Annotated in this window: 19 protein-coding genes; 9 read left to right on the top strand and 10 right to left on the bottom strand. The window is 59.1% G+C overall.

Annotated features, from left to right (window positions below; translation table 11 throughout):
* Positions 1–35: 35 nt before the first annotated feature.
* The 5 genes from glf (at position 36) to LDO86_RS12875 (ending at position 6980) form a co-directional block, all read left to right on the top strand.
* Complete coding sequence (glf, locus tag LDO86_RS12895; RefSeq protein WP_018768498.1) at positions 36–1223, top strand: UDP-galactopyranose mutase; 1188 nt, start codon at positions 36–38, stop codon at positions 1221–1223.
* Entirely contained in the window at positions 1220–3244 is a 2025-nt protein-coding gene (locus LDO86_RS12890) for a glycosyltransferase (protein ID WP_026265652.1), read from the top strand. The genes glf and LDO86_RS12890 overlap by 4 nt, the downstream gene beginning before the upstream one ends.
* Positions 3241–4122, top strand: coding sequence for an ABC transporter permease (locus LDO86_RS12885; RefSeq protein WP_026265651.1), 882 nt, complete (start codon positions 3241–3243; stop codon positions 4120–4122). Before LDO86_RS12890 ends, LDO86_RS12885 begins: the two co-directional genes overlap by 4 nt.
* On the top strand, positions 4123–4848 hold the full coding sequence (locus tag LDO86_RS12880; protein ID WP_018768495.1) for an ABC transporter ATP-binding protein: 726 nt from the start codon (positions 4123–4125) through the stop codon (positions 4846–4848). It begins immediately after the preceding gene.
* Between the two features lie 161 nt (positions 4849–5009).
* Complete coding sequence (locus tag LDO86_RS12875) at positions 5010–6980, top strand: DUF6541 family protein (protein ID WP_331274135.1); 1971 nt, start codon at positions 5010–5012, stop codon at positions 6978–6980.
* Between the two features lie 71 nt (positions 6981–7051).
* Here LDO86_RS12875 and LDO86_RS12870 read toward each other — a convergent pair whose 3' ends face one another.
* Positions 7052–8314 (bottom strand): polysaccharide biosynthesis C-terminal domain-containing protein, encoded by a 1263-nt coding sequence (locus LDO86_RS12870; RefSeq protein WP_155845515.1) that lies wholly within the window; start codon positions 8312–8314, stop codon positions 7052–7054.
* 104 nt (positions 8315–8418) lie between these two features.
* Between LDO86_RS12870 and LDO86_RS12865 the strand changes: the two genes are divergently transcribed.
* Positions 8419–9333, top strand: coding sequence for a glycosyltransferase family 2 protein (locus LDO86_RS12865; protein ID WP_018768492.1), 915 nt, complete (start codon positions 8419–8421; stop codon positions 9331–9333).
* An 83-nt stretch (positions 9334–9416) separates the two neighbouring features.
* Here LDO86_RS12865 and LDO86_RS12860 read toward each other — a convergent pair whose 3' ends face one another.
* The 4 genes from LDO86_RS12860 to LDO86_RS12845 form a co-directional block, all read right to left on the bottom strand.
* Positions 9417–10394 (bottom strand): glycosyltransferase, encoded by a 978-nt coding sequence (locus tag LDO86_RS12860; RefSeq protein ID WP_018768491.1) that lies wholly within the window; start codon positions 10392–10394, stop codon positions 9417–9419.
* A 71-nt stretch (positions 10395–10465) separates the two neighbouring features.
* A complete protein-coding gene (locus tag LDO86_RS12855) occupies positions 10466–11209 on the bottom strand; it encodes a glycosyltransferase (protein WP_026265649.1) in 744 nt (247 codons plus the stop codon).
* Positions 11206–12135 (bottom strand): glycosyltransferase, encoded by a 930-nt coding sequence (locus LDO86_RS12850; protein ID WP_155845514.1) that lies wholly within the window; start codon positions 12133–12135, stop codon positions 11206–11208. The genes LDO86_RS12855 and LDO86_RS12850 overlap by 4 nt, the downstream gene beginning before the upstream one ends.
* Before the next feature lie 105 nt (positions 12136–12240).
* A complete protein-coding gene (locus tag LDO86_RS12845) occupies positions 12241–14112 on the bottom strand; it encodes a hypothetical protein (protein ID WP_155845512.1) in 1872 nt (623 codons plus the stop codon).
* A 491-nt stretch (positions 14113–14603) separates the two neighbouring features.
* Between LDO86_RS12845 and LDO86_RS12840 the strand changes: the two genes are divergently transcribed.
* Positions 14604–15101 carry a GtrA family protein gene (locus tag LDO86_RS12840; protein WP_224084000.1) on the top strand — a complete coding sequence of 166 codons (498 nt, stop codon included), beginning with the start codon at positions 14604–14606 and terminating at the stop codon, positions 15099–15101.
* A gap of 86 nt (positions 15102–15187) precedes the next feature.
* Positions 15188–16069, top strand: coding sequence for a glycosyltransferase (locus LDO86_RS12835; protein ID WP_018768486.1), 882 nt, complete (start codon positions 15188–15190; stop codon positions 16067–16069).
* Between the two features lie 55 nt (positions 16070–16124).
* Here the strand turns inward: LDO86_RS12835 and LDO86_RS12830 are convergent, their stop codons facing one another.
* Genes LDO86_RS12830 through rfbB form a run of 4 tightly spaced genes read right to left on the bottom strand, consistent with a single transcriptional unit; the run spans position 16125 to position 19698 of the window.
* Positions 16125–16535: a DUF2304 domain-containing protein gene (locus LDO86_RS12830; RefSeq protein ID WP_018768485.1), complete on the bottom strand. Its 411-nt coding sequence runs from the start codon at positions 16533–16535 to the stop codon at positions 16125–16127.
* Positions 16536–16543: 8 nt separating this feature from the next.
* The gene (locus LDO86_RS12825; RefSeq protein ID WP_018768484.1) at positions 16544–17275 is read right to left on the bottom strand and encodes a glycosyltransferase family 2 protein; all 732 of its coding nucleotides are present in this window, start codon (positions 17273–17275) and stop codon (positions 16544–16546) included.
* Positions 17272–18696 (bottom strand): bifunctional dTDP-4-dehydrorhamnose 3,5-epimerase family protein/NAD(P)-dependent oxidoreductase, encoded by a 1425-nt coding sequence (locus LDO86_RS12820; protein ID WP_018768483.1) that lies wholly within the window; start codon positions 18694–18696, stop codon positions 17272–17274. Before LDO86_RS12820 ends, LDO86_RS12825 begins: the two co-directional genes overlap by 4 nt.
* A 3-nt stretch (positions 18697–18699) precedes the next feature.
* Complete coding sequence (gene rfbB / locus LDO86_RS12815) at positions 18700–19698, bottom strand: dTDP-glucose 4,6-dehydratase (RefSeq protein WP_018768482.1); 999 nt, start codon at positions 19696–19698, stop codon at positions 18700–18702.
* Between the two features lie 55 nt (positions 19699–19753).
* Between rfbB and rfbA the strand changes: the two genes are divergently transcribed.
* A complete protein-coding gene (rfbA, locus tag LDO86_RS12810; protein WP_018768481.1) occupies positions 19754–20620 on the top strand; it encodes a glucose-1-phosphate thymidylyltransferase RfbA in 867 nt (288 codons plus the stop codon).
* A 108-nt stretch (positions 20621–20728) separates the two neighbouring features.
* On the opposite strand, the gene LDO86_RS12805 is transcribed toward rfbA, so the two are convergent.
* Positions 20729–23227 (bottom strand): GH25 family lysozyme, encoded by a 2499-nt coding sequence (locus LDO86_RS12805; protein WP_018768480.1) that lies wholly within the window; start codon positions 23225–23227, stop codon positions 20729–20731.
* Positions 23228–23230 lie beyond the last annotated feature (3 nt).

Genomic DNA, 23230 nt, shown 5'->3' with positions numbered 1-23230 from the left:
CCATTGCGCTGCCCGCATTCGAACCAGGAGATTTTGTGACCGCTGACCTCGTCATCGTAGGGTCCGGCTTTTTTGGCCTGACAATCGCAGAACAGGCCGCCACTGAGCTCGGCCTGAAGGTCGTTGTCATCGACCGCCGCCACCACATCGGCGGAAACGCGTACAGCGAAAAGGAAGAGCAGACCGGGATCGAGATCCACCGGTACGGCGCCCACCTCTTCCATACCTCGAACGAGCGGGTGTGGGAGTACGTCAACCGGTTCACCACCTTCACTGACTATGTGCACAAGGTCTATGGCGTCCACAAGGGCGAGGTCTATTCGCTTCCCATCAACCTGGCCACCATCAACCAGTTCTTCCGGGCCAATCTCACCCCCGGCCAGGCCCGCGACCTCATCCAGGAACAGGCAGGGGAACTGGCGGGAACTGACCCCCAGAACCTGAACGACAAGGGCATCCAGCTGATCGGCCGCCCCTTGTACGAGGCCTTCATCAAGCACTACACCGGCAAGCAGTGGCAGACAGATCCCAAGGACCTGCCGGCCGGTATCATTTCCCGGCTGCCTGTGCGCTACAACTATGACAACCGGTACTTCAATGACAAGTACGAGGGCCTGCCGACCAACGGCTACACCGCCTGGATCGAAAAGATGGCAGAGCACCCCAACATCGAGGTGCGGCTCAATACCGACTTCTTCGACGAGTCCCACGAGTACAGCAAAAACAAGGTCGTGGGCAACATTCCTGTCGTCTACACCGGCCCGGTGGATCGGTACTTCGACTATGCCGAGGGCGACCTGTCCTGGCGCACCATCGACTTCGAGGAAGAAGTCCTTGAGATGGGCGACTTCCAGGGCACGTCGGTTGTGAACTACAACGACGCAGACGTCCCCTACACCCGCATCATCGAACCGCGCCACTTCCACCCGGAGCGCGACTACCAGACCGAAAAGACGGTCATCATGCGCGAATTCTCGCGCTTTGCCGAAAAGGGCGATGAGCCTTACTACCCGGTCAACACCTCCGCGGACAGGGAACGCCTCCTGAAGTACCGAGACCTCGCTGCGGCCGAAAAGGACGTATTGTTCGGCGGCAGGCTGGGCACCTACAAGTACCTCGACATGCACATGGCCATCGGCGCCGCTCTCAGCATGTTTGACAACAAGATCCGGCCGCACTTCGAAAGCGGCGTACAGCTTGAAAGCGGGGGAGTCGACGCATGAGCGTCCCTACCGACAACAAGACGAAGAACACCGTGAGGGCTGACGCTGTTAAGGACCGGGGAGCGTGGCAGACGCTTCAGCGTGTGATCCTGCCCAGTGCCAGCCAGATGGACACGGTGCCCCTCTATATGGACATGGGCACCGCGACGGGCATTCAGTTGCCCACCGCCGGCGACCGCGACGGTAAGACCGCGAAGCCCCGGACCATCAGCAGCCCCACCAAAGAAGCGCACGTTGAAGACTTCCTTTCGCGGCACTCAACGTCTGTCCGTTCCGGCGAACGGGTGTCTTTCGGCACCTACTTCAACGCTTTCCCCGCCAGCTACTGGCGTCGGTGGACGACAGTAGACAAGATCCGGCTCCAGGTCCGGACCCAGGGCGCCGGCTCGGTTATCGTCTACAAGTCGAACGCCCGCGGTTCCCTGCAGCGGGTGGACACCCGCCGGGTTGAAGGCAACGCGGAGAGCACGTTTGAACTTTCACTGGCGCCCTTCGGCGACGGCGGGTGGTACTGGTTCGACCTGCTGGCCGGAACCGAGCCCTTGATCATGCTCGACGCGGAATGGCAGGGTCCGGCGGTCGAAACAACGCCGGGGTCCGTCACGCTCCAGATCACCACCCTGAACAAAACGGATTTCTGCCTCAACAACCTGCGGCTCCTTGCCGACAGCGAAGAAGCGCTGGCCCACGTGCAGGAAATCCTGATTGTTGACCAGGGCACACAGAAACTTTCCGACGCTGAGGGGTTCGACGACGTCAAGCGTTCCCTCAGGGGCAAGCTCCGCATCATCAACCAGTCCAACCTGGGCGGTTCGGGCGGGTTTGCGCGGGGCATGTTCGAGGCTGTCGAGAACGGCAGCGACTACGCCCTGTTGATGGACGATGACGTTGTTGTTGAGCCTGAGAGCATCATTCGCCTTCTGACGTTCGCGGACCGGTGCAAGACTCCGACCCTCGTCGGAGGGCACATGTTCGACCTCTACAACCGGACGGTCCTGCACACCTTCGGCGAAGTGGTAAACCCTTACCGGTTCCAGCCTTCGCTACCCAGCGAGGACATGATCCTGGGCCACGACTTCCTGTCGTCCAACCTTCGCCAAACCCCGTGGCTGCATCGGCGTTGCGACGTCGATTACAACGGCTGGTGGATGTGCCTGATCCCCACCCAGGTAATCCGGGAGATCGGACTCTCACTCCCGCTGTTCATCAAGTGGGACGATTCCGAATATGGGCTGCGGGCCAAGGCGGCCGGATACCCCACGGTGTCGTTACCGGGCTCAGCTGTTTGGCACGTGTCCTGGATTGACAAGGACGACCTCGTTGGCTGGCAGGCCTACTTCCACGCCCGCAACAGGGTGGTGGCCGCCCTCCTTCACAGTCCCTACGAGTTCGGCGGCAGGGTCATCAAGGAGTCGCAATACGCTGACGTCAAGCATCTGGTGTCCATGCAGTACGCCACGGCCCAGGGCCGGCAATGGGCCCTGGAGGATGTGTTGAAGGGGCCGGAATCACTGCCCGGGCTGCTGCCAGCCAAGCTGCCACAGATCCGCGAGATGATGGCCGCACATTCGGATGCAGTCTTCCGTCCTGATCCGGAAGACTTTCCGGCGCCAAAGATGGACAAACCGCCGCGGCGGGGCCACGGCCCGTCGCAGCCTGGCAAGCTGACCCTTCTTCCATGGGCGGCCAAGACTGTCGTTCGGCAGTTGGCAAGCCCGGTCAAGGGCACCAGTGCAGAGCGTCCTCAGACAACGATTGCGCACCAGGACAACCGGTGGTGGCGCATGGCCCAGTACGACAGCGCTGTGGTGTCCAACGCTGAAGGCACCGGAGCCTCCTGGTACCGCCGGGATCCCAAGCAGTTGCGGAAGATGCTGGCAGAGAGCGCGCGGCTTCACTCTGCCCTGCTCAAGGAGTGGCCCGCGCTCAGCAGGAAATACAAAGCTGCCGTGTCGGACCTCACTTCTATGGAGTCCTGGAGGAAGACGTTCGAGCAGCATACCCAGAACGAGATCAAGTGAGTGAAGTCGCATCCGGGGAGTTGACCACGCCCGGACTGGGTGGTGGCCTCCGGGATATAAGGCAGTCAGGCTTCCTTCTTAAGCTGCTGGTACGGAAAGAGCTCAAGGTACGCTACCGAGGGTCTGTCCTGGGCCTGCTCTGGTCGTATGTGAAGCCTGGAGTGCAGTTCATCGTCTTCTACGTGGCTCTCGGGGTTTTTCTGGGCCTGGAACGAAGCGCACGGAACCCCGAAGGGTTGGCCAACTACGCCGTCTACCTGTTTTCGGGCATTGTGCTAATCAACTTCTTTTCCGAAGCACTGGGAAATGCAGCCAGGTCCATCGTCAACAACGGAAACCTCATCAAGAAGATCTATCTTCCGCGCGAACTCTTTCCTGTGGCGTCCGTTTGGGTTTCGGCTGTGCACTTCTTCCCGCAGCTGGTGGTGCTCGTCGTCGGGTGTCTCTTCGCCGGATGGCATCCCAACGTTTTTCAGCTGCTCGCGGCGGTGGCCGGCTTTGCAATCGTTGCCCTCCTTGCCACGGGCCTGGGTCTTCTGTTCGGCGCCGCCAACGTCTACTTCCGTGACTCCGAGAACCTGGTGGACATGCTCCTGATGGTCGCCACCTGGGCTTCCCCCGTGATGTATGCCTGGTCCATGGTTCAGGAGAAGCTGGGGTCGGGATGGTTTGCCGTCTACCAGGCGAATCCGATCACGATCGGCGTGGAGCTCTTTCATTACGCGTTCTGGTTCCCGACGACTGACGGTTCCGTCGCCATGCCCCCCAATCTTTTTAGTCTTTGGCTGGTGGTTGGGATCGGCGTTGCCTTGGCGATCCTCGTCCTGGGCCAATTCACTTTCCGGCGCCTTGAGGGCCGTTTCGCGCAGGAGCTCTAAGTGGTCAACGCAATTGAAGTCTCTGACATCAGCAAGCAATTCGTCCTCCGCCATACGCGATCCATCAAGGAAGCCGTCGTTTGGCTCGTCAAGGGGCGCAAAGGGGATCTTTCGGAGAAGTTCCACGCGCTAAAGAACGTTTCTCTCAACGTCGAGGCGGGGGAAACAGTGGCGCTGCTGGGCCTGAACGGTTCCGGCAAGTCCACTCTGCTCAAGCATATTTCGGGGGTCATGCTTCCTGATTCAGGAACAGTAAAAACAAGGGGCAGGGTGGCGGGACTGATCGAAGTCGGCGCGGGCTTCCACCCGGACCTCTCCGGACGCGACAACGTGTTCCTTAACGGCGCCATCCTGGGAATGACCGAGCAGCAGATCAAGGACCGGTTCGACGACATTGTCGAGTTTTCCGAGATTGGCCAGTTCATAGATACCGAGGTCAAGTTCTACTCGTCCGGAATGTACCTGCGGCTCGCCTTTTCCGTTGCTGTGCACACAGACCCTGAGGTTTTCCTGATCGATGAGATCCTCGCAGTAGGAGATGAGCCTTTCCAACGGAAGTGCATCGACAAAATCCAGGAATTGGCGCAGGACGGCAAGACCTTGGTCGTGGTGAGCCATGACTTGGATCTTGTGTCGAGGATCTGCAAACGGGGTGTTCTCCTCAAACACGGAGAAATGATTTACGACGGGCCGATACATGAGGCTGTCGGCCTGTTGCGCAATTGACCTAATTTAACCCTTCGTCGCGGGCCTTACCAGGCCGTCCGTGACGTTTTCAAGCAGGCAGCCGCGGCAGGCAGAACATACCCGCGCTCCAGTAGCCGTACGGAGGACTTTTGTCTTGGTTTGACGCAGTACCACAGTTTGTCCTCGCGGTGGCCCTGCTGATGATTCCCGGATTCACCGTCGGCATGGCCGCGCGACTGGGTGCCACCCGGGCCGCCGCCGCTGCTCCCTCTGTGAGCGTCTCAATAATTGCTGTGGCTGCAATCCTGGCACCCTTCGCTGGAATTGCCTGGTCGCTCCTGCCGGTGGTCGCCGTAACCATTGGGGTGGCCGCCGTAGCTCTTGCGGTGTCCCTCCTGCTCAGGAAGCGGGCCGGTGCGGTTGATGCGGGGTTGAAGGACAATCCGGGCCACTGGATCCTTGCCTCTTTGGCGGCATTGGCCATCGCAGCCGTCATGATTGGTCGTCGGCTGTTGAACGCCGCCGGTTCCCCGGAGTCGTTTTCCCAAACCTTCGACAATGTGTTCCACCTGAACGCTGTGCGGTACATTCTCGACACCGGCTCCGGCTCGTCCCTCACGCTTAATGCGATGACGGGGGCCGGTTCCTATCCCGCCGCCTGGCACGACCTGGTCTCCCTGCTCGTCGGCATTGGGGGAGGGGACATCACGGCATCCGTAAACGTCATGAATATTGTCGTGGCCTCCTTCGTCTGGCCGCTTGGGTGCATTTATCTCGCACAGGCCATTTGGGGGCGCCGTCCGGCCGTCAGCATCACTGCAGGCATTGCATCTGCTGCATTCGGCGCTTTTCCAATTTCCCTCTTGGACTTCGGTGTCCTGTACCCGAATTTTCTTGCGCTTGCCCTCCTGCCTATGGTGATTGCCTTGGGACTGGACGCACTTGGCCTGTCTGCCGTATCCAGCCGATCCAGGCTCCTGAGCCTGTTCCTGCTGCTTGCGGCTCTTCCGGGTATGGCACTTGCCCACCCAAGCGCCGCCATGGCGTGGCTGGCACTGATGTTGCCCCCGGCCCTCTACGTATACACCCGCATTTTCACGACTACGGTTGCAACCCGGCGGGGCAAGGAACGAATCATCGTTTCAACGGCCCTGGCACTCGGCTTCGTTGTCGCCGTCGTACTGCTCCGAGTCTTGTGGGACGCGGTGCGTCCTCCAGCCGAGGCTGCGTTCTGGCCGCCGGTAGAGTCGACGGGGCAGGCAATTGGAGAGGTGATCTCCAGCTCAGCAATTGGCCGTCCAGTTGCGTGGGGCATCATGCTCCTGACGCTGATCGGCATTTACTTAACTTTCCGGTCCGGGCGGCAGCTGTGGCTGCTGGGAACCTATGCGGTGGCTGCTTTTCTCTTCGTTGTGGTCAGCTCCTTTCCGGCTGACGACTTCCGGCTTTTCCTCACTGGCATCTGGTACAACGACCCTCCCCGGCTGGCGGCTCTCCTGCCCGTGGTGACGATTCCGCTTGCGTGCAGGGGTGCCGTCGCGGTGTGGAATCAGCTGTCCATCCTCGTGGCAAAGGGCGCCGGCCTGATAAGGGGCCGTTCTGTCCGGCCTACCGCGCCTGTGACGGGCGGGAAGACTTTGCGGCCGGAGATGTTGGGCGCCGTGGCGGCTACCGTCATGGTTTTGGCTTTGATTGTGGCGACTCAACGCGGCAATGTCAGCCAAGCCGAAGCGTCAATGGCAGGGTCTTACCGGTTGTCCGAGAACTCACCGCTGATCTCCAGCGACGAGATGGCGCTCATCAAGCGCTTGCCAGGCGAAGTGCCCCAGGACGCCCTTATGGTGGGCAATCCATGGAACGGAAGTTCCCTCGCGTACGCCTTTGCCGACCGGAAGCTCGTCCAACTCCACATCCTCAGCGCCGTTCCCCAAGGTGCAACTCCTTTGCTTAACGGTCCTGCTCCGGCCAAGGACGATCCCGCCGTATGCCCGACAGTTGAAAGCCTGAAGATCGAATACATCCTCGACTTCGGGCACCGGGAAGTCCATGGAAGGGACAGTGGCTATAAAGGACTGGACGCCCTCATAGCTGCAGGCATGGCCACACTCGAAGACTCCCAGGGTGAGGCGAAGCTCTACAAACTCGACCTGTGCCCTTCCCCTCCTGCGTAGAGGCTAAACCCGGCCTCATAATTCAGCCACGGAACGGTTGGTATCCGCTTTGCGGGAACTATGACCCCTGCTTAGCCCCGCATGTGTCGACGGAGTACCACAAGCTGGTAAGCCGCAACAAGGGCTTCGGATATGGCGACGGCCCAGGCCACCCCCACCACACCAAGGCTGAGTGCTCCCGCTACGATCATCGGGGCACCTGCCAGGGCGCCGATGAGTGTCGATCTCGCTAGGTCCCGTGCCCGTCCAACTGCTACAAGGCAAGCCAGTCCCAGCACCTGTGATAGCGCCACCGCTGCAAAAGCCACTCCGATCGGTACGCTGAGGCTTGTGCCGAATGGGATGGGATCTTTGACAAGAACTTGAGCCGCAAACGGGCCAAGGATCGCCAGGGCCAGACCGCCTGCCACCCCAATCAAGGGCGCGGCCTGGGCTGCACGCCGGATTCTATGCTTCTGGTCCCGTACGCCACCTTCCGGTATCCAACCCTGAATAAATTGGAGAACGGGCGAGAAAGCTACGGCGCCGTATCGGAACAGCCGGTCCGCGAAGGCGTACACGTCCAAATGGGACGGAATCAGGATTGTGACGGCAAGAATCGGCAAATTCACGTAGAGGCTCCCAGTCGCCGCAGTGATGACTCCGTGCCGTTGCAACTGCATGCGCGACCAGGACCCACGGATGGAGAAGTCGAAGCTCAGGGTCGACTTAGCCGAGCCCAGCACCACGACTGCGCTGATCGCTACGGCAAACAGGCTGAACAGCAGTTGCGTCAGCACCATGAGAGTCAAATCTCTCGTGTTCGTAAGAACGAAAAGTCCAGCAACCGTACCGGCCAACTGCGGCAGCGCGTCAGCCAGAAAGAGGCGTGTTGGCTTTGCCTCGCCGATAAAGTACCAAGAGGCCCCAAGGAAGGGGAGAAGATACGTCAGGGAGGCCAGGAAGACAAAGGCGGCATGGGCCGGCTGCAAAGCAATCATGACGCAGCCCATGATTGGTGCCGTCAACAAGTAGAGATAGGAGCGCGTTACGAGTGAGTCCGCGAAAAGTTGCGGACGTTCGGCCGCTGGCAGCGACGCGACCATCGACGGTCCGACGGTTCCCCATCCAAAGGCGACCAGTACACCGAACAGGGTGGCCAGCGATTGCACCAGCGCAAGGATGGCCCACAGCCCGGACCCGACAACGTCGGTGATGACAGGAATAGCTATTAGTCCGACGACGGTGCCGAGGCCAACGGTCAGGGCAAACTTCGCCAACCTGGCCAGCGCTGCGGCAATTGCTTTCATGCGGTTCTGTTCCTTCGACGTGCCTTTGTAAGCGTTGAGCGCCAAAGTATCCAGCTTAGAGTAGCCGGCGCCCCTCGCCGGACAAGGGGATTGTGCGCCAGGTCGACTACGATGTACCGGGAAGTTGATCTAAAAAGTCAGGAAATTTCATGTCCGTAGCTGCTGTCGTCGTCTCTTACAACCGTCTTGACTACCTGAAGAAGTGCCTGGCGGCTCTGGAACAGCAGACGAGGCCGCTCGATGAAATCATCGTCATTGAGAACGGATCCACCGACGGAAGCGCAGAGTACATACGCGACTCACACCCGACTGTCACGATGTTTGAGACAGGTGCCAATCTCGGTGGAGCCGGGGGCTTCGCCTGGGGAGTGGAGATTGCTCTTGCCCACGGCCATGATGCAGCGTGGCTCATGGACGACGACGCTGAACCCGAATTGGACGCACTGGCGCCGTTGATGGAAAAGTTCGAGTCCATGGCGCCCCGTCCCGCGTTCCTTGCGTCACTCGTGACGGCGGGCCGGGGGGAGTTCAATCCCAGGAATCCCCCCGTAGTGAGCCGGGACGCTCATAAGCAGGTACGGGCCAGCGAACTGGGCGGTATCGCCATTGATGCCGCGACCTTCGTGGGCGTGCTGATCAACCTTCAGGTTGCCGCCGCCACGCATCTGCCGTTCAAGGACTTCTTTATCTGGATTGATGACTCCGAATACACCCATCGACTGTCCAAGATGGGCTTCGCGATGACCGTCAAGGAGAGCCAAGTCAACCACCCGGTTGCCAAGGGCATTGGAGAGGACATGGGATCACGGCTGTTCTTCCATGTCAGAAACAGCCTTTGGTACATCCGGGAACGGGGATTCCCGCTGGGTACCAATGTGTTCGATGTTCTGTTGTTGATCCAGCATTCTCTGCACCAGGGACTGGCCGCCCGGAGTAAGAAGGACTGGTTTGTGGCGGTTGCCAAGGGTTATGGGCAGGGTTTCTTCACCAAACCCACCCGTCAGATGCCCGGTGAACTGCTGGCCACCCTTACCACCGAGGCCCGGGAACGCATCAACTGCTGACGGTCCCGGTCACGTGCTGCGGCAGCACCGGACGCTCAAGGGGGCCTTGGAACCGAAGCACCGCGAGGGCGCCGGCGAACAGGTCAGTTGGTTATGTTCCGGCTGCTGATGGGTTTCACGAAGACCCCCAGCAAGATTTCCAGCACCCGCATCAAGGGCACATTTTTGCGTCGCCAACCCAATGCCAAAAGCTGGATCAGGCGTAGTGCCTTGGGCGCGGCATAAATTTCCAATGCACCCCGAAGGTCCGCAGGGATTGAACGTCCGTCGCTCTGAAGCCGCTGCAGGAGCGTCCGTGCCATCAGCGTCCGCCAGCCCAGCCCTGTCTTATAGATGAGTCGGCAGATACTTATAGGCGAAGCGTTGCCTTCGTAGCGGCGCACGAACCGGAACGTGTTACGTATCGAGCCCGTAAGACTCTGCCGGGATTCTCCCACAACGTTGCCGCCGTGCTGGATGTAGTCCTGGAGGACCAGGTCCTTCACGCGTGCGCCGTCTCCGGCCATAGCGCAGAGAGCGATCCAATGGTCGTGATACTGGGAAGGGGCGGCCAGCGACGGGAAGGGCAAAGCCAACTCAAGGACTTCACGGCGAAACACACAGAGTGCGCCTGTAACCTGGTTGTTGGCGACAAGATCAGCCGGCCCTACATTCTTCCGATCGGTCTGAGTACCCTTGGCTGGGTCCAGGTCTGTTGTTGACATCTCTGGTGATACGACGCGGGCTTGACACGTCACAAGCGCTGACTCCTCGAGGTAGGGGAGCAGCGTGGTGAGCTTTTCCGGATACCAGTAGTCATCCTGGTCGCTGAGGGCTACCCAGCGTGCCTCCGCAGGAACTGCATTGAGCGCACGCTCAAAATTGTGATGGAACCCAAGCCTGTCGTCGTATCCAAGCACCTTGAAACGCCTGTCGCCTCCGCAGGTCCGGCTGACAATGTCCTGGACGCGCTCAAAATTGCCATCAGCCGATATGAGGCATACAAAGGCGGTGTGAGTCTGGGCTTGAATGGACAAGAGCTGCCGAGCGAACATGGTTTCGTCGGGCTCGTAGGCGGCCATAGCTACAGCGCCAAATGCTTCAGAATAGTTACCCGCCTGAGCTGGCGAAGTTGGAGGCGAAGGAGCGGGGCTCATGTTGTCTGGGACTTCCGACGAAGGGCAACGAGGAACGCCCGGAGCAACATAATCCTGGCTCGGACGATTTTGGAGATGGGACGTCGCGATTTGGGTGTCGTGTTTTGTTCATGCAGGCGGCGTGCAACAGTGGCCGATTCCACATGTTCCATTTCACGATTAATGTTCGCCACGATCGCTATCCACTGGTCGTGGGTTTCCGTAAGAAACGTTGGAAAGGGAAGAATCAGACGCTTGGCATCTGCGCGGAAGGCCATGGTGCAGCCATAGTAGGGTCGGATGCCGATCCACGTGGTAACCAGGTTCGATAGCCAACGCCCACTGTCGGCCTTCTTCAACTGCACTTTCTGCAGCTTGTTGGCGGGGCCGCCAAACACCGTGAAGTTGCTTGCCGCAAAGGCCTTGGTGTGCAGTGAATCCACCAGCTTTTCCACGCGCCCCGGCAACCAGATGTCGTCCTGGTCCGAGAGCATGATGTAGGCACCTTTGCTCGCGGCGATTGCCTTCTCGAAGCTGGAAACATACCCCATGTTTTCCTGGTTGGGAAGGAGGATGATACGGGAGTCATTGATGCTGCGGACGACGTCGATCGTCCCATCTTTGGAGGCATCGTCCACGACGATGAGTTCGTCCTCGGGCGACAGTTGGTCGAGAATGGACGATATCTGCTCCGCCAGGTAATCCTGTCCGTTATATGTTGCCATGCAGACAGATACCCTTTTTACCGCTTTCGCATTCATGAGCTGATCCGTTGCTGAAATGAGGGGTCAATCTTTCCGAGCCGTCCAAGCCAGCCGTCGAGGCAGCCGCGGGCCAAAGCACGGAGTTGCCCCTTGCGGTTTGCCCCATACAGCAGTCGAAAGATGTCGCTTTCCAATTGGAATCTGAGCCGTCGCAGGAGCCAGCCTGGGAATCGCGCACCGTATTGGCGCCAAAGGTAAATGCTGTTTCTGGTTATGTAGTACACCCGGAACGGCGCGTGCGAGTGGACGTGCCGTTTGGTGCCCAGAACGGACACATGCCATCCGAAAAGCATCATCGGCTGTGCATGCCCCAGGGCATGGGTCATATTGCAGCCCTTTCCTATCAGGGTGGCGAGGCCATGGGACCGGACGCGCAGATTGAATTCAGAGTCCACGCAATCGATGAAGAGTCTTTCATCCATCATTCCCACGGCTTTGAGGGTTGAGACAGGTATCAGAGCTCCAGATTGGAGGGGATCGAAGGCTTCAGGAAAGTGAGCTTTTTTGGTGAGAAGGGGAACGTTTAGGCCATTGTGCGACTGGGCGCTGATAAGTCCGGGATCTATTCCCTCGGCCTTCGCCGCCGTGAAGGTGTTGAGCGCAGCTTCAATGTAGCCGGGATCAAGCGCGGAGTCCTGGTCCAGGGTCAACACGAAGTCGGGGGACCACTTTTGAAGCGCCAGATTGATGCCGGTGTTCAGGGCGGCAGCAATTCCTGAATTTTCCGGCATCCGGAGCACAGTGCAGCCGATCTCTTCAAGCTTCTGCAGGACGGTGCTGGAATGGCTGATATCCGAGCCATCATCGACAACCACGGTGTGTGCCACCTGCTTGTTGAGTTCCAGGACTCTCTCGGACAGGTCCACCGGCGGGTGGAATGCGGAAATAATGGCCACCACTCTGGCGTCACTCTGGCGCGTCACGTCTCACTGTTCCTTTTCGCTTATCCGAATTGACCGGCCCCAACTGTGGGAGTCGTCAGGCAGCAGGATCCAGTGTATCGTCGCCCGGAGGGAACAAGGCGTCAGTCATGAGACGCGGTAGACTAGCGTCTTTTGTCCAGACCAGGTCAGTTCTTTCTCCAGGGTCAAGCAAGAAGCGGAAAGTTCTCCGGATGCCGTGATGTGGGTAAGGCTTGGAAACGCCCCTTTCAGATCACAGGGGTCAATGTGGAGGATTGTCCTGTCTCCACCGTTGTTTGAGAAGGTCTTTGGCAGCCCAGGTGTCCAGGCGAATTGAATGAAGCCGCCGCCCCTGTTCCAGTCGTTGGCATATCGATGTTCGGGATCAAGAATGCTCCACTTACTTTGGTCGGGGCCGGAGCGCTGAACTCCCGTGAGTGAGGGCACGCCACTAGCAAGCAAGAGGGTGTCAACAGCCGACCTGTCGGTGGCCCAGAGAGTTCCTGCTTCGCGGCTTTCGCTCCCCTCGGAATATAAGTAGGTCGCTGCTGGTGACGCTCTGAGGTCGCCCAAGCCGAAAAGTAGAGGATTAGCGCCATAGACTGGAATCGCGGCAACGACAGCAGCAAGTCCGACGGGATAAATGGACTTGGGAAAGCGTGTGACAAAGAAGACGACTGCTGCAACGCCGGCAGCCGCGAGAAGCGCCTCCTTCCTTGACATGCCCGGCAGATAAGTGAGCTGAAGCTGGGAACCCGCATAGGCGGTTACCAGTCCTGTTGTGAGCCCTGCAGCAATGGGCAAGCGCCACCGGGGGCTGTCCTTGAGACGGGACAACAGCACGGCAACCAACAATGTGCCGATAATTCCGCAGACTTGGGCCGCCCTGGCAGGCTGGACATAGTTGAGCAGAGGGATTTGAGCCCCCACAGGGCCAAAATTAAAGGTGCACCACAGAAGCCACACAGCACCAAAGAAGGAAAGTATCAGGGGTACGACATTATCCCTCCATCTGCCGATTCCAGAGACGCCCAGCCATACCAGCACAGCCCAAAGGAAGGTTATGGTAAACGCGGTAGACATCTCGCTCTGGTTGCTGCCGACAGGGATTGCATCTTTGAGCTCCCCCAGGGATGGTGCACCAAAAAGGAACCCAAATGGCTGAGCTTCGCCAGTTGACCGTCGCGAACCTGGATATACCGTGTTCAGCAGGGCATTGATGCCCTCCCTGTTTTCCAGCAGCGTGCCTATCCCGAATATCAACGCTACACCGGCTGTGAAGCCGAGGGCCTTGATCTTCGGCACCCAACTCTCCTTCCGGGAAAGGATCCAAAGGGACGTTGCAGCCACCACGGGAAGACCCAGAACCAAAGACCACGGAATGTAGAAGCTGGGGATGCCGGCGAGGAGAATTCCACCAGCAACGGACTGAGCGAGCGGGATGGGCAGGCGCCGCGATTTGAAGCCGCCATATGCGGAGAGCAGGAGACTCGACCCCGCGATCGTGTACGCGATTAGCTGGATCGGCATCATCGTCCACCAGGATGCGGCGGGGGAGAGCGCTATAAGGAAAGCAGCCAGCCATCCCATGTGCCGGGATGCCCCAATCTGCTGAAACCATTTGGGAAGGAAAAGGAAGAGCAGGAAGGCCGGGAGCCACCAGTGGGCTGCGAAAACCATCTCGTCGGGCAGAACCGCCGCGGACCGGAGCATGGTGGAATCAAAGTAGACGAACGTTTCGAAGAACCCGCCGGAAGGATACCTGTGAACGACATCAGCCGGCGCGGCAAGATAGCTGGTAGTCGGGGCTGCCCCCGTCGCCATGATGGAGATCGCAATCGGGGAGAATGCGTTGTACTCGTCAGAGCGAATAGCGGAGCTCGACCCCAGTTGGTTTCCTTCCGGGTGGGAAGGATCTTGTCGGAGTTCTGCCACTCCAATTGAAGAGGTCGTGGCTCCAGTGATCACCAGGAACGCATACACAGCGATGACGGCCATTCGCGCCATTCGGTCGGAAGCTGACACCCAACGCCAGGCATGCAAGCTGATGCTTTGAAGTCTGGACGACATCTGGGGTGACATTCTGCTCTTCCTTCTTGCCTAACGACTGCTGTTACCTTTGCCATAACCCGGGCACGACGCTGCACAGACAATTTCGACCGACTTGCATGGGATCCCTGCCGCCCATAGATCGCGGCTGGCGCCCAGACCAAGGGGACCAAAGGTGAAATCACCGGCTATGGCTCGATGCCGCAGAATGATGTGTTGTTGCTCCCCCAAATTTCTGAAGCGCCGAATTAACCCCCGCGCCCCCGGCGAGGGCGCCACGTATGCAACGGCAACGCAAGTATAACGTCATGGAACCGGTCGAAGCCGTCGGCGCGAATGCCGCCTCGACCTCTTTGCCGGTAGCACCCCATGGACAGCCACCCGGTATGATGGCTTGAGCCCGACTGCAACCTGCGGGGGTATACGGAACTGGGAGTGGCTTGCAGACAACAGACAGTGCGCGATCAGTGAAGCATCGAGCACAGAAACTCGCTTCCCGGATCTCAGGGATCGTTGAGCGCAGTCACCTGATCAAGTTCCTGCTCGTTGGAGGCGCTTCCTTCGCAGTAGATCTTGTTCTACTGGCCCTCATGCATGAAGTCTTCGGAGTGGACCTCTGGATTGCCACGCCCATCGCTTTTGTCGCCAGCTTGGTGTTCAACTTCGCCCTCCAGCGCTCCTTTACGTTCCGTGCCAGAAACCGGAGCCATGTGAGCCTGCTTAAGTATCTGGCCCTGGTGGTTTTCAACATCGTGGCAATAGATGTCATCGTGAACGGCTTCGACGCCTGGGGAATTTCCTACGGAATAGGCAAAGCGTTCGCGACTGTACTGACCACATCTTGGAACTTTTGGCTCTATAAGGTATGGATTTTCAGGCATGAGCCCGGAAAAGTTCCTGCTCGTGCAGGAACTGTGACCGCTGAAGGCACGGACTAGCACTTCTCAAACGACCATCTGGCTCACGTTCGGACTAACCGCTGGCGGGCATCCGCTGGAAGACAAGAAAAGGATCTACCTGGCACATGGCCATTGATGTATTGCTTCCCTACTATGGGGACGTCGACCTGATGAAACTCGCTGCCCAGAGCGTCATGAGCCAGCAGTTCGAAGACTGGCGGCTCATCGTGGTGGATGATGGGTTTCCAAGCCCCGAACCTCAGCGCTGGTTCGAATCCATCTCCGACCCTCGGGTGAGCTACCAAAAGAACGAAAAGAACCTGGGTGCCAACGGAAACTACCGCAAGGCCCTGGACCTGGCTGAAGCCCCCATCGTCGTCGTCATGGGCGCTGATGACATCATGCTGCCGAACTATCTGGCAGTAGTATCAAAGGCTTTCGAAGCCTACCCACAAGCCAGCGTGGTGCAGCCAGGGGTCCAGGTGATCGATGAGAAGGGCCGAGTCGCGTCGCCTCTGGTCGACATCGTCAAGAAGGTCTATGCCCCGAGCGTCAAGGAACCGGTCCTCCTGCAGGGCGAAAGAATGGCAACCAGCCTTATGCGGGCAGACTGGGCTTACTTCCCGTCCCTTGCTTGGCGCACGGACGTGATTCGCCGCATCGGTTTCACCGAGGGGCTGCACGTCGTCCAGGACCTCGCACTATTGCTGGATATTGCTGCTGAAAACGGATCTATGGTGGTTGATCCAACCTTGGCATTCCTTTACCGCCGTCATTCAGCCTCAGACTCATCAGTTAAGGCTCTGGATGGGAGGCGCTTCGATGAGGAGCGGGCCTTCTTCGAGGGCCAGGCGCGCCGATTCCGCGAACTCGGCTGGCAGAGGACAGCTCGCGCGGCTGCTTTCCATACGACGTCGCGTCTGAACGCCGCTACCCTGGTCGCGCGTTCCCTGGCGATTGGAAAGACCGATTCCCTGCCCCGGCTGTTGAAACACGTTATCTCTTAGGAGACTTAAATAATTCAGGTGGCTGCAGGCATTGACCGGCAGCCACCTGAATAGTTTATGCAGTGGTTTCGGGTGGCCTTCCCGCGCTTGGCACCTCGTTGTCCGGTACAGATTGATCGCGTGTTTGGCCTTTTTCCAGTTCCTGTACTTTGAGCCGCAGAATTCCTACTTCTTCGGCCAGGACACGGATTTCGTCCTCAGCCTGGGACTGCTCGAAAGACAGATGAAGGCAGACCAGGACGAGCAAAAGCAATGCCATCGCGAAAAGAAGGTTTGAAGGCACTTGAACGCCGAGCACGCCGCTGGCCCAGAAAAGCAGCTGTGGGAACGCAACAAGGACCAGCATTCCAACACCGATGATGATCCAGAGGACTGCGTACTTTTCCCTCAAATGACGCCGGCGGAGCATCTCGAAGATAATGAGCAGAATGACCAGCACAAAGATGAAGCCAACAAGCGTGGCCATGTGAACTCCTAGTTGGATGACGGTTCGTTCTTCTTGCGCGTCAAAGCGAAGAGGAGGGCAAAAGCTGACCGGCCGAGGTAGATGGCTGCCTTCAATGGGTCGTGGCTCGGCGTCCCGCCCTGCCGCTCCCGCATTGACACTCCAACCTGGCGCACGGTGCACCCAGACCGGATCGCAACAACCAGGGAATCAATGGTGTCCCCGAGGTACTCCGCAGGGTAGTGGTCTACGTATTGCCGGATGGCCTTCGTGTTCGCAGCGCGGAAGCCTGACGTGACATCCGTGAGCCGGGTTCCTGCGACCCTCGATATCGTCCACGCCAGGACGTTCATGGCCCACTTACGGGGCCCGCGGACTGTGTAATTGCCCTTATCGGCGAAGCGGGCACCGATGACGATGTCTGCTTCCTGGAGCCCATCGAGGACGGCTTTTATATCCCGGGGATCGTGCTGGCCATCCGAATCCACTTGGATGACCTGGGTGTAGCCGTGCATCTTTGCGAATTTGAACCCGGTTCTCATGGCACCGCCAACGCCCATGTTGAACGGTAGCTGCACAACCAGCGCGCCTGCATCACGGGCTACCTGTGCCGTGTCGTCCCGTGAACCGTCGTCAACTACCAGGACATCGCAATCCGGGCCAAACTCGAAGACCTCACGAATCGTGTTGCCGATGGCCTCCGATTCGTTCCAGGCCGGCATGATCACAAGGGTGTGCTGCGTCTGATCTACAGGTCTCATGCCTTATCGTTTTCCAACTTCAGATAGGCTGCCAGCCGCTCGTCGGCATCAGGTATGTCGAAACCCGTAGAGCGCGTCTTTGCCAAGTCGAGCGTGCTGGAAAGTGGCCGCGGGGCCGCTGCCTTGTCCTTGAAATATTCGGCAGTGGTGATGCCAGTGACGTCACTGCCGGATGCCCCGCACTGCTCGAACACATCCCGCGCAATATCCGCCCAGCTCCTGACGGGCCCGTCATTGCTGAAGTTATACAAACCGTAGGTTGCATCCGACTCCAGCAAATGTCGAATGAAAGCCGCAATGTCCTGGGTGAAGCTCAGGCGGCCTGTCTGGTCATTCACGACGGAAGGCTTGACCCCTTTTCGCGCCAGGCTGGCCATGGTGCGGACGAAGTTATTTCCTTCTCCAATAACCCAACTGGTCCGCACAATGTAGTGGCGGGGAACCACGCTGACTACCGCGTCTCCGGCGGCCTTGGTCTGCCCATAAACGCCCAAGGGAGAGCAGAGCTCGTCCTCGTCGTGGATATCGCGGCTACCGTCAAAGACATAGTCCGAGGAAATATGGACCAAAGTGAGATCATTCTCGACGGCGGTGCGCGCCAGTTGCGCTACGGCCGCGACGTTGATGGACCAGGCGGAGGCCCGCCCATCTGCGCTTTCCGCTGCGTCGACAGCAGTGTAGGCGGCGGCGTTGATAATCGTCGAGTAGTTCTTCCAGTTCCTGCTTTTGAAACTGTTCGCGTTGGTGAGATCGAACTCAGCGCGGCCTGCAAACTCAACCGAGGTATCGCCGTCGTACTGGGCACGAAGTGCCTTGCCCAGCTGCCCCCCGGCACCTACCACAAGGATCTTCTTGGCTGCCATCGGGACCACGTCGGCCATCCGCGGGTGCGCTTTGTCCTTGTCAGAGAGTTCCGCCTGGGTGAGCGGAATCGGCCACTGGATCGCAGCCGTCTCATCGGCGAGGTTAAGGAAGGTGTATTGACCTTGAGCGTCCGCGGACCAGTGGTCGTTCACCAAGTACGTGTAGGCGGTATTGTCCTCCAGCGTCTGGAACGCATTGCCGACTCCGCGGGGGATGAAGATTGCCTGGCTCGGGTCGAGTTCAGCCGTGAAGACCGCACCGAACGAGGGGCCCTCCCGAAGATCAACCCACGCCCCGAAGATGCGGCCGGTGGCCACCGAAATGAATTTGTCCCACGGCTCGGCATGGATCCCACGGGTGGTTCCGGCCTTTTCGTTGTAGGAGATGTTGTTCTGCACGGGCCGGAAGTCAGGCAACCCGAGAGCAAGCATCTTTTCCCGCTGCCAGTTCTCCTTGAACCATCCCCGGTTGTCGCCGTGGACCGGGAGGTCGTAGAGAACGACGCCGGGAATGGGGGTTTGGTGGGCAGCAAGCTTCTTCGAGAACTCCAGCGACATGGACTACTGGCCCTGTTCCTTGTATTTTGCTTCGGTGGCAGCCTTCTGCGGGCGCCACCAGTCTTCGTTATCCCGGTACCAGCCGATTGTGTCTTCGATGCCCTCGTCGAAGTTGGAGAACTGAGGTTTCCACCCGAGTTCGTCGCGCAACTTGGTGGAATCGATGGCGTAGCGGAGGTCGTGACCTGGCCGGTCGACCACATGGTCGTAGTCATCCGGGGCCTGTCCCATGTGCTTGAGGATCAGCTCTACGACGTCTTTGTTGTTCTTCTCGCCGTCCGCGCCGATCAGATAGGTCTCGCCAATCTTTCCCCCGGCGATGATTGCAAGCACAGCGGAGGAATGGTCGTTGGCGTGGATCCAGTCCCTGACGTTCTCGCCCTTACCGTAGAGCTTGGGGCGAATGCCGTCGATGACATTGGTGATCTGCCGGGGGATGAACTTCTCCACGTGCTGGTACGGACCATAGTTATTGGAACAGTTGCTGATGGTGGCCTGCAGGCCGAAGGAGCGTACCCATGCCCGTACCAGCAGATCGGAACCGGCCTTGGTTGACGAGTACGGGCTTGAGGGGTTGTAAGGCGTTTGTTCGGTGAAACGCTCCGGGTCATCCAGCTCCAGGTCTCCGTAAACTTCGTCCGTGGAGATGTGGTGGAAGCGTTTGTTGTGCTTGCGCGCTGCCTCAATGAGCGTATAGGTGCCGATGATGTTGGTGTCCAGGAAAGGGCGTGGGTCGTGCAACGAGTTGTCGTTGTGCGACTCGGCAGCGTAGTGAACAACGACGTCGGAATCGGCAACAAGACCATCTACAAGGGCTGCGTCCGCGATATCGCCCCGGACGAAGGTGAAACGTTCCTCCGGAAGGCCCTTCAACGACTCGAGGTTACCTGCGTAGGTCAGCTTGTCCAGAACCGTTACGTGGTCGTCGGTGTTTTCCAAAACGTAGTGGACAAAGTTCGAGCCAATAAAGCCGGCTCCGCCGGTTACGAGAAGTCGCTGCATAATTCCCTAGACTACCGGATTTGCTGCTGCTCCTAGCGAAGGGAAAGATGGGGACATGCGCGGAATAATACTGGCCGGCGGAACCGGCTCCAGGCTTCATCCCATCACGCTGGGTGTCAGCAAGCAATTGGTACCGGTCTACGACAAGCCGATGATCTACTACCCGCTGTCCACGCTGATCCTGGCTGGGATCCGGGACATCCTCATCATTACCACTCCCCACGACGCGGAGCAGTTTGAACGCTTATTGGGGGATGGGTCCCGGTTCGGCGTCTCCATCACCTACAAGCAGCAGCCTTCTCCTGACGGACTGGCCCAGGCATTTGTGCTCGGTGCGGACCATATCGGTGATGACAGCGTTGCTCTGGTCCTGGGTGACAACATCTTCTATGGCCAGGGCATGGGCACTCAGCTGCGCAGGTTCAAGACCATCGACGGGGGAGCAGTCTTCGGATACTGGGTCAAGGATCCGTCTGCTTACGGGGTGGTGGAATTCGATGACGATGGCAAGGCTCTGTCCCTGGAAGAGAAGCCCGCGGCACCCAAGAGCCACTACGCAGTTCCAGGGCTCTATTTCTATGACAACGATGTTGTTGACATCGCCAAGAACCTCAAGCCGTCCGCCCGCGGTGAACTCGAGATCACCGACGTGAACCGCGTCTATCTGGACGCCGGTAAGCTGCAGGTCGAGATCCTGCCCCGGGGAACTGCTTGGCTCGACACCGGGACCTTCAACGACCTAAACGATGCCTCCAATTTCATTCGGACGGTGGAGAACCGGCAAGGCTTGAAGATTGGAGCGCCCGAAGAGATCTCGTGGCGGCTGGGGTTCCTGACCGACGATGAACTCCGCGAAAGGGCCGAACCCCTCGTCAAGAGCGGTTACGGCTCATACCTGCTCGAGCTCCTCGCCGAAAAGTAGATTTCTACAAACAGAAAAGGGTTGAAGCGGCTGCTTCAACCCTTTTCTGTTCTGAATCCAATAGCTTCTGACCGTGGCTCCTGCCTCTCGCAGCAGGAGCCACACCGGTTACCGGCGCACTGTGCTTGCGCTTGCCCCAGTTGTGGGGCTCCAGGTGATGGACCCGCCCTGGTAGTTCTGGAAGCAGCCTCCGTTGGCCAAGGTGCAGGAAGTCGCCGCGATGGGATAGCCGAGGAAGCTGTTCTCGTAGCCAAGGCTGGCGTACTTCGTGCGGATTGGTCCAGTGCTGGGCTGAGCCCCCGTTGCCTGCGACCACAGCATCGCTCCGCCTTGGAAATTCTGGTAGCAGCCCCCGTCCCTGATGCCGCAGACCACACCGCCCGTAGGGTATCCCAACTCGCTGAGCTCGTAGCCCATGGAGCCCCACTTGGATCTGATGGGTCCGTTGGGGCTTATCTGCGCGCCCGTGGCGGGAGACCAGAGAATAGCCCCGTTTTGGTAGTTCTGGTAGCAACCACCGTCTTTCAAACCGCAGACCTGGCTACTGGTGGGGTATCCGAGAGAACCGTTTTCGTATCCTGTCGCAGCCCAGAGTGTGCGGATGGGCCCTGCAGGGCTCGGCTGGGCGCCCGTGGCCGCCGACCAGAGAACGGCGCCATTCTGGAAGTTCTGGTAGCAGCCTCCTCCGACAAGTCCGCAGACTTGGGTTGCGCTGGGGTAGCCAAGTACTCCGGACTCGCGCCCCTGAGCTTTCCACGAAGCAAAAATTGGGGACATGACCCGCAAAACGCCTCTGCCGGAAGTCCACGTAAGTGAGCCGTTCTGGAAATCCTGCGAGCAGCCCCCGTCGGGTAGCCCGCAAACTTCATTTGCGGTGGGGTAGCCCATGGCACCGTTCTCAAAGCCAGTTCGAGCCCATTCATTTCTGATGGGACCAGCCTTGCTCAGCTGCGCACCGGACGTCGCAGACCAAATAATGGCCCCGCCTTCGAACTCCTGGAAGCAGCCGCCGTTGACGAGCCCGCATGTTTGAGGCCCGGTGGGATATCCCATCAGACCGCTCTCACCCCCTTGCTGAAGCCACAACGTGCGGATAGGTCCGGCGGGGCTCAATTGGGCTCCAGTGGAGGGTGACCAGACGGTGGCACCCTTTTCGAACAGTTGCCGGCACCCCCCGTTCTTGAGGCCGCAGACTTCATCTGCAGCGGGGTAGCCCAGGGGTCCTGCTTCCCGGCCACCTGCCCTCCAGGCCGACTCCATCTGGCCCCAAACGATGTGTGCTCCATTGGTGAATGAGGACGCGATGCTGCCTGTTTGGAAACTTTGGAAGCAGCCGCCGTCCCGAAGACCGCAAAGCGTGTCGCTGGTCGGGTAGCCAAGTGGCCCTGACTCGAAGCCTGTCTTTTGCCAAGCCGCCCTAATGGGTCCGTTGAGGCTGCGCTTGGCCCCGGTAGCAGGAGACCACAAGACCGCGCCCGACTGGAAGTTTTGGTAACAACCCTGTGCGGCGAGGCCGCATGTTTGACCTCCGGTGGGATATCCCATAACGCCGTTTTCAAAGCCTGTTGCTGCCCAGGCAGTTCGAATTGGTCCGCTCACGCTGATTTGCGCGCCAGAGCCAGAACTCCACAGGATGGCACCGTTCTGGAAGTTTTGATAGCAGCCGCCGTCCTTCAGGCCGCAGATTACGGCAGAGGTCGGGTAGCCCATGGTTCCATTTTCGAAGCCGTCGGCTTGCCAGAGCGTCCTGATCGGACCTGCCAGGCTGGGATGGGCTCCGTTGGCCGGGGACCATATGACTGCACCGTTCTGGAAGTTCTGGTAGCAGCCTCCCTCGCGCAGGCCGCAAACTATGTTGGACGTCTGGGCTCCCAGTTCTGGCGTACGGGATCGGACGTCGCCTATGGCCTGGCTCGCCGCCAATGGAACGGCTCCGGAAGCGAATGCCTTGAGTCCCGCATAGTCCCCGTTCCAAACGTTGGAGTCCCCAGCAAACGGCCCGGTGCTGCTGTACTGCCAGATGCTGTAGGTGTCCCAACTCCCTGTCGGAATGGCGCCCGCATCGTTGGTTGCCGAGTACGGGTAGGCCGCAACCCACAAGGGATAGTCCCCAAAACCGGTGGGATTGCCCAGGCACTGGTTCCACCAATTTGTATTCGTATAGATCATCGGCAGTCTGCCGGTGAGGGACCTCATCGTGTTTCCGAAGTCCTGGACCCAGGATGTCAGTTGCGCCTGGGACATGCCATAGCAGGTGTTGCCAAAGTAGAAGCCGTTGATCGTCCGACCCTCGTAGGGGTTGAACTCGAAGTCGAGAACCGGCGGCAACGTATAGCCGTCGCCGGACCATCCGCCACCGTTGTTCACGAAATAGCGCGCCTGATCGGCGCCGGAAGACCAGTTGGGGATCGCGAAGTGGTAAGCACCCCGGAGCATCCCCACGCTTCGTGCGCCTTGGTACTGCGAGCCAAACAGATCATTCGTGAAGTAATTGCCTTCAGAGGCTTTCACATACGCGAACCTGGCACCCATGTTCCACTGCTGCTGCCAGTCGACGCTGGTTTGGTGTCCACTGACGTCAAGCCCCTGTATCCCAAAGGAGGGCATCCA

The sequence above is a fragment of the Arthrobacter sp. StoSoilB19 genome (genome assembly GCF_019977275.1).
Classification (GTDB): domain Bacteria; phylum Actinomycetota; class Actinomycetes; order Actinomycetales; family Micrococcaceae; genus Arthrobacter.
Note: the sequence above shows the minus strand (reverse complement) of the source record. Positions and strands in the feature narration are given on the sequence as shown.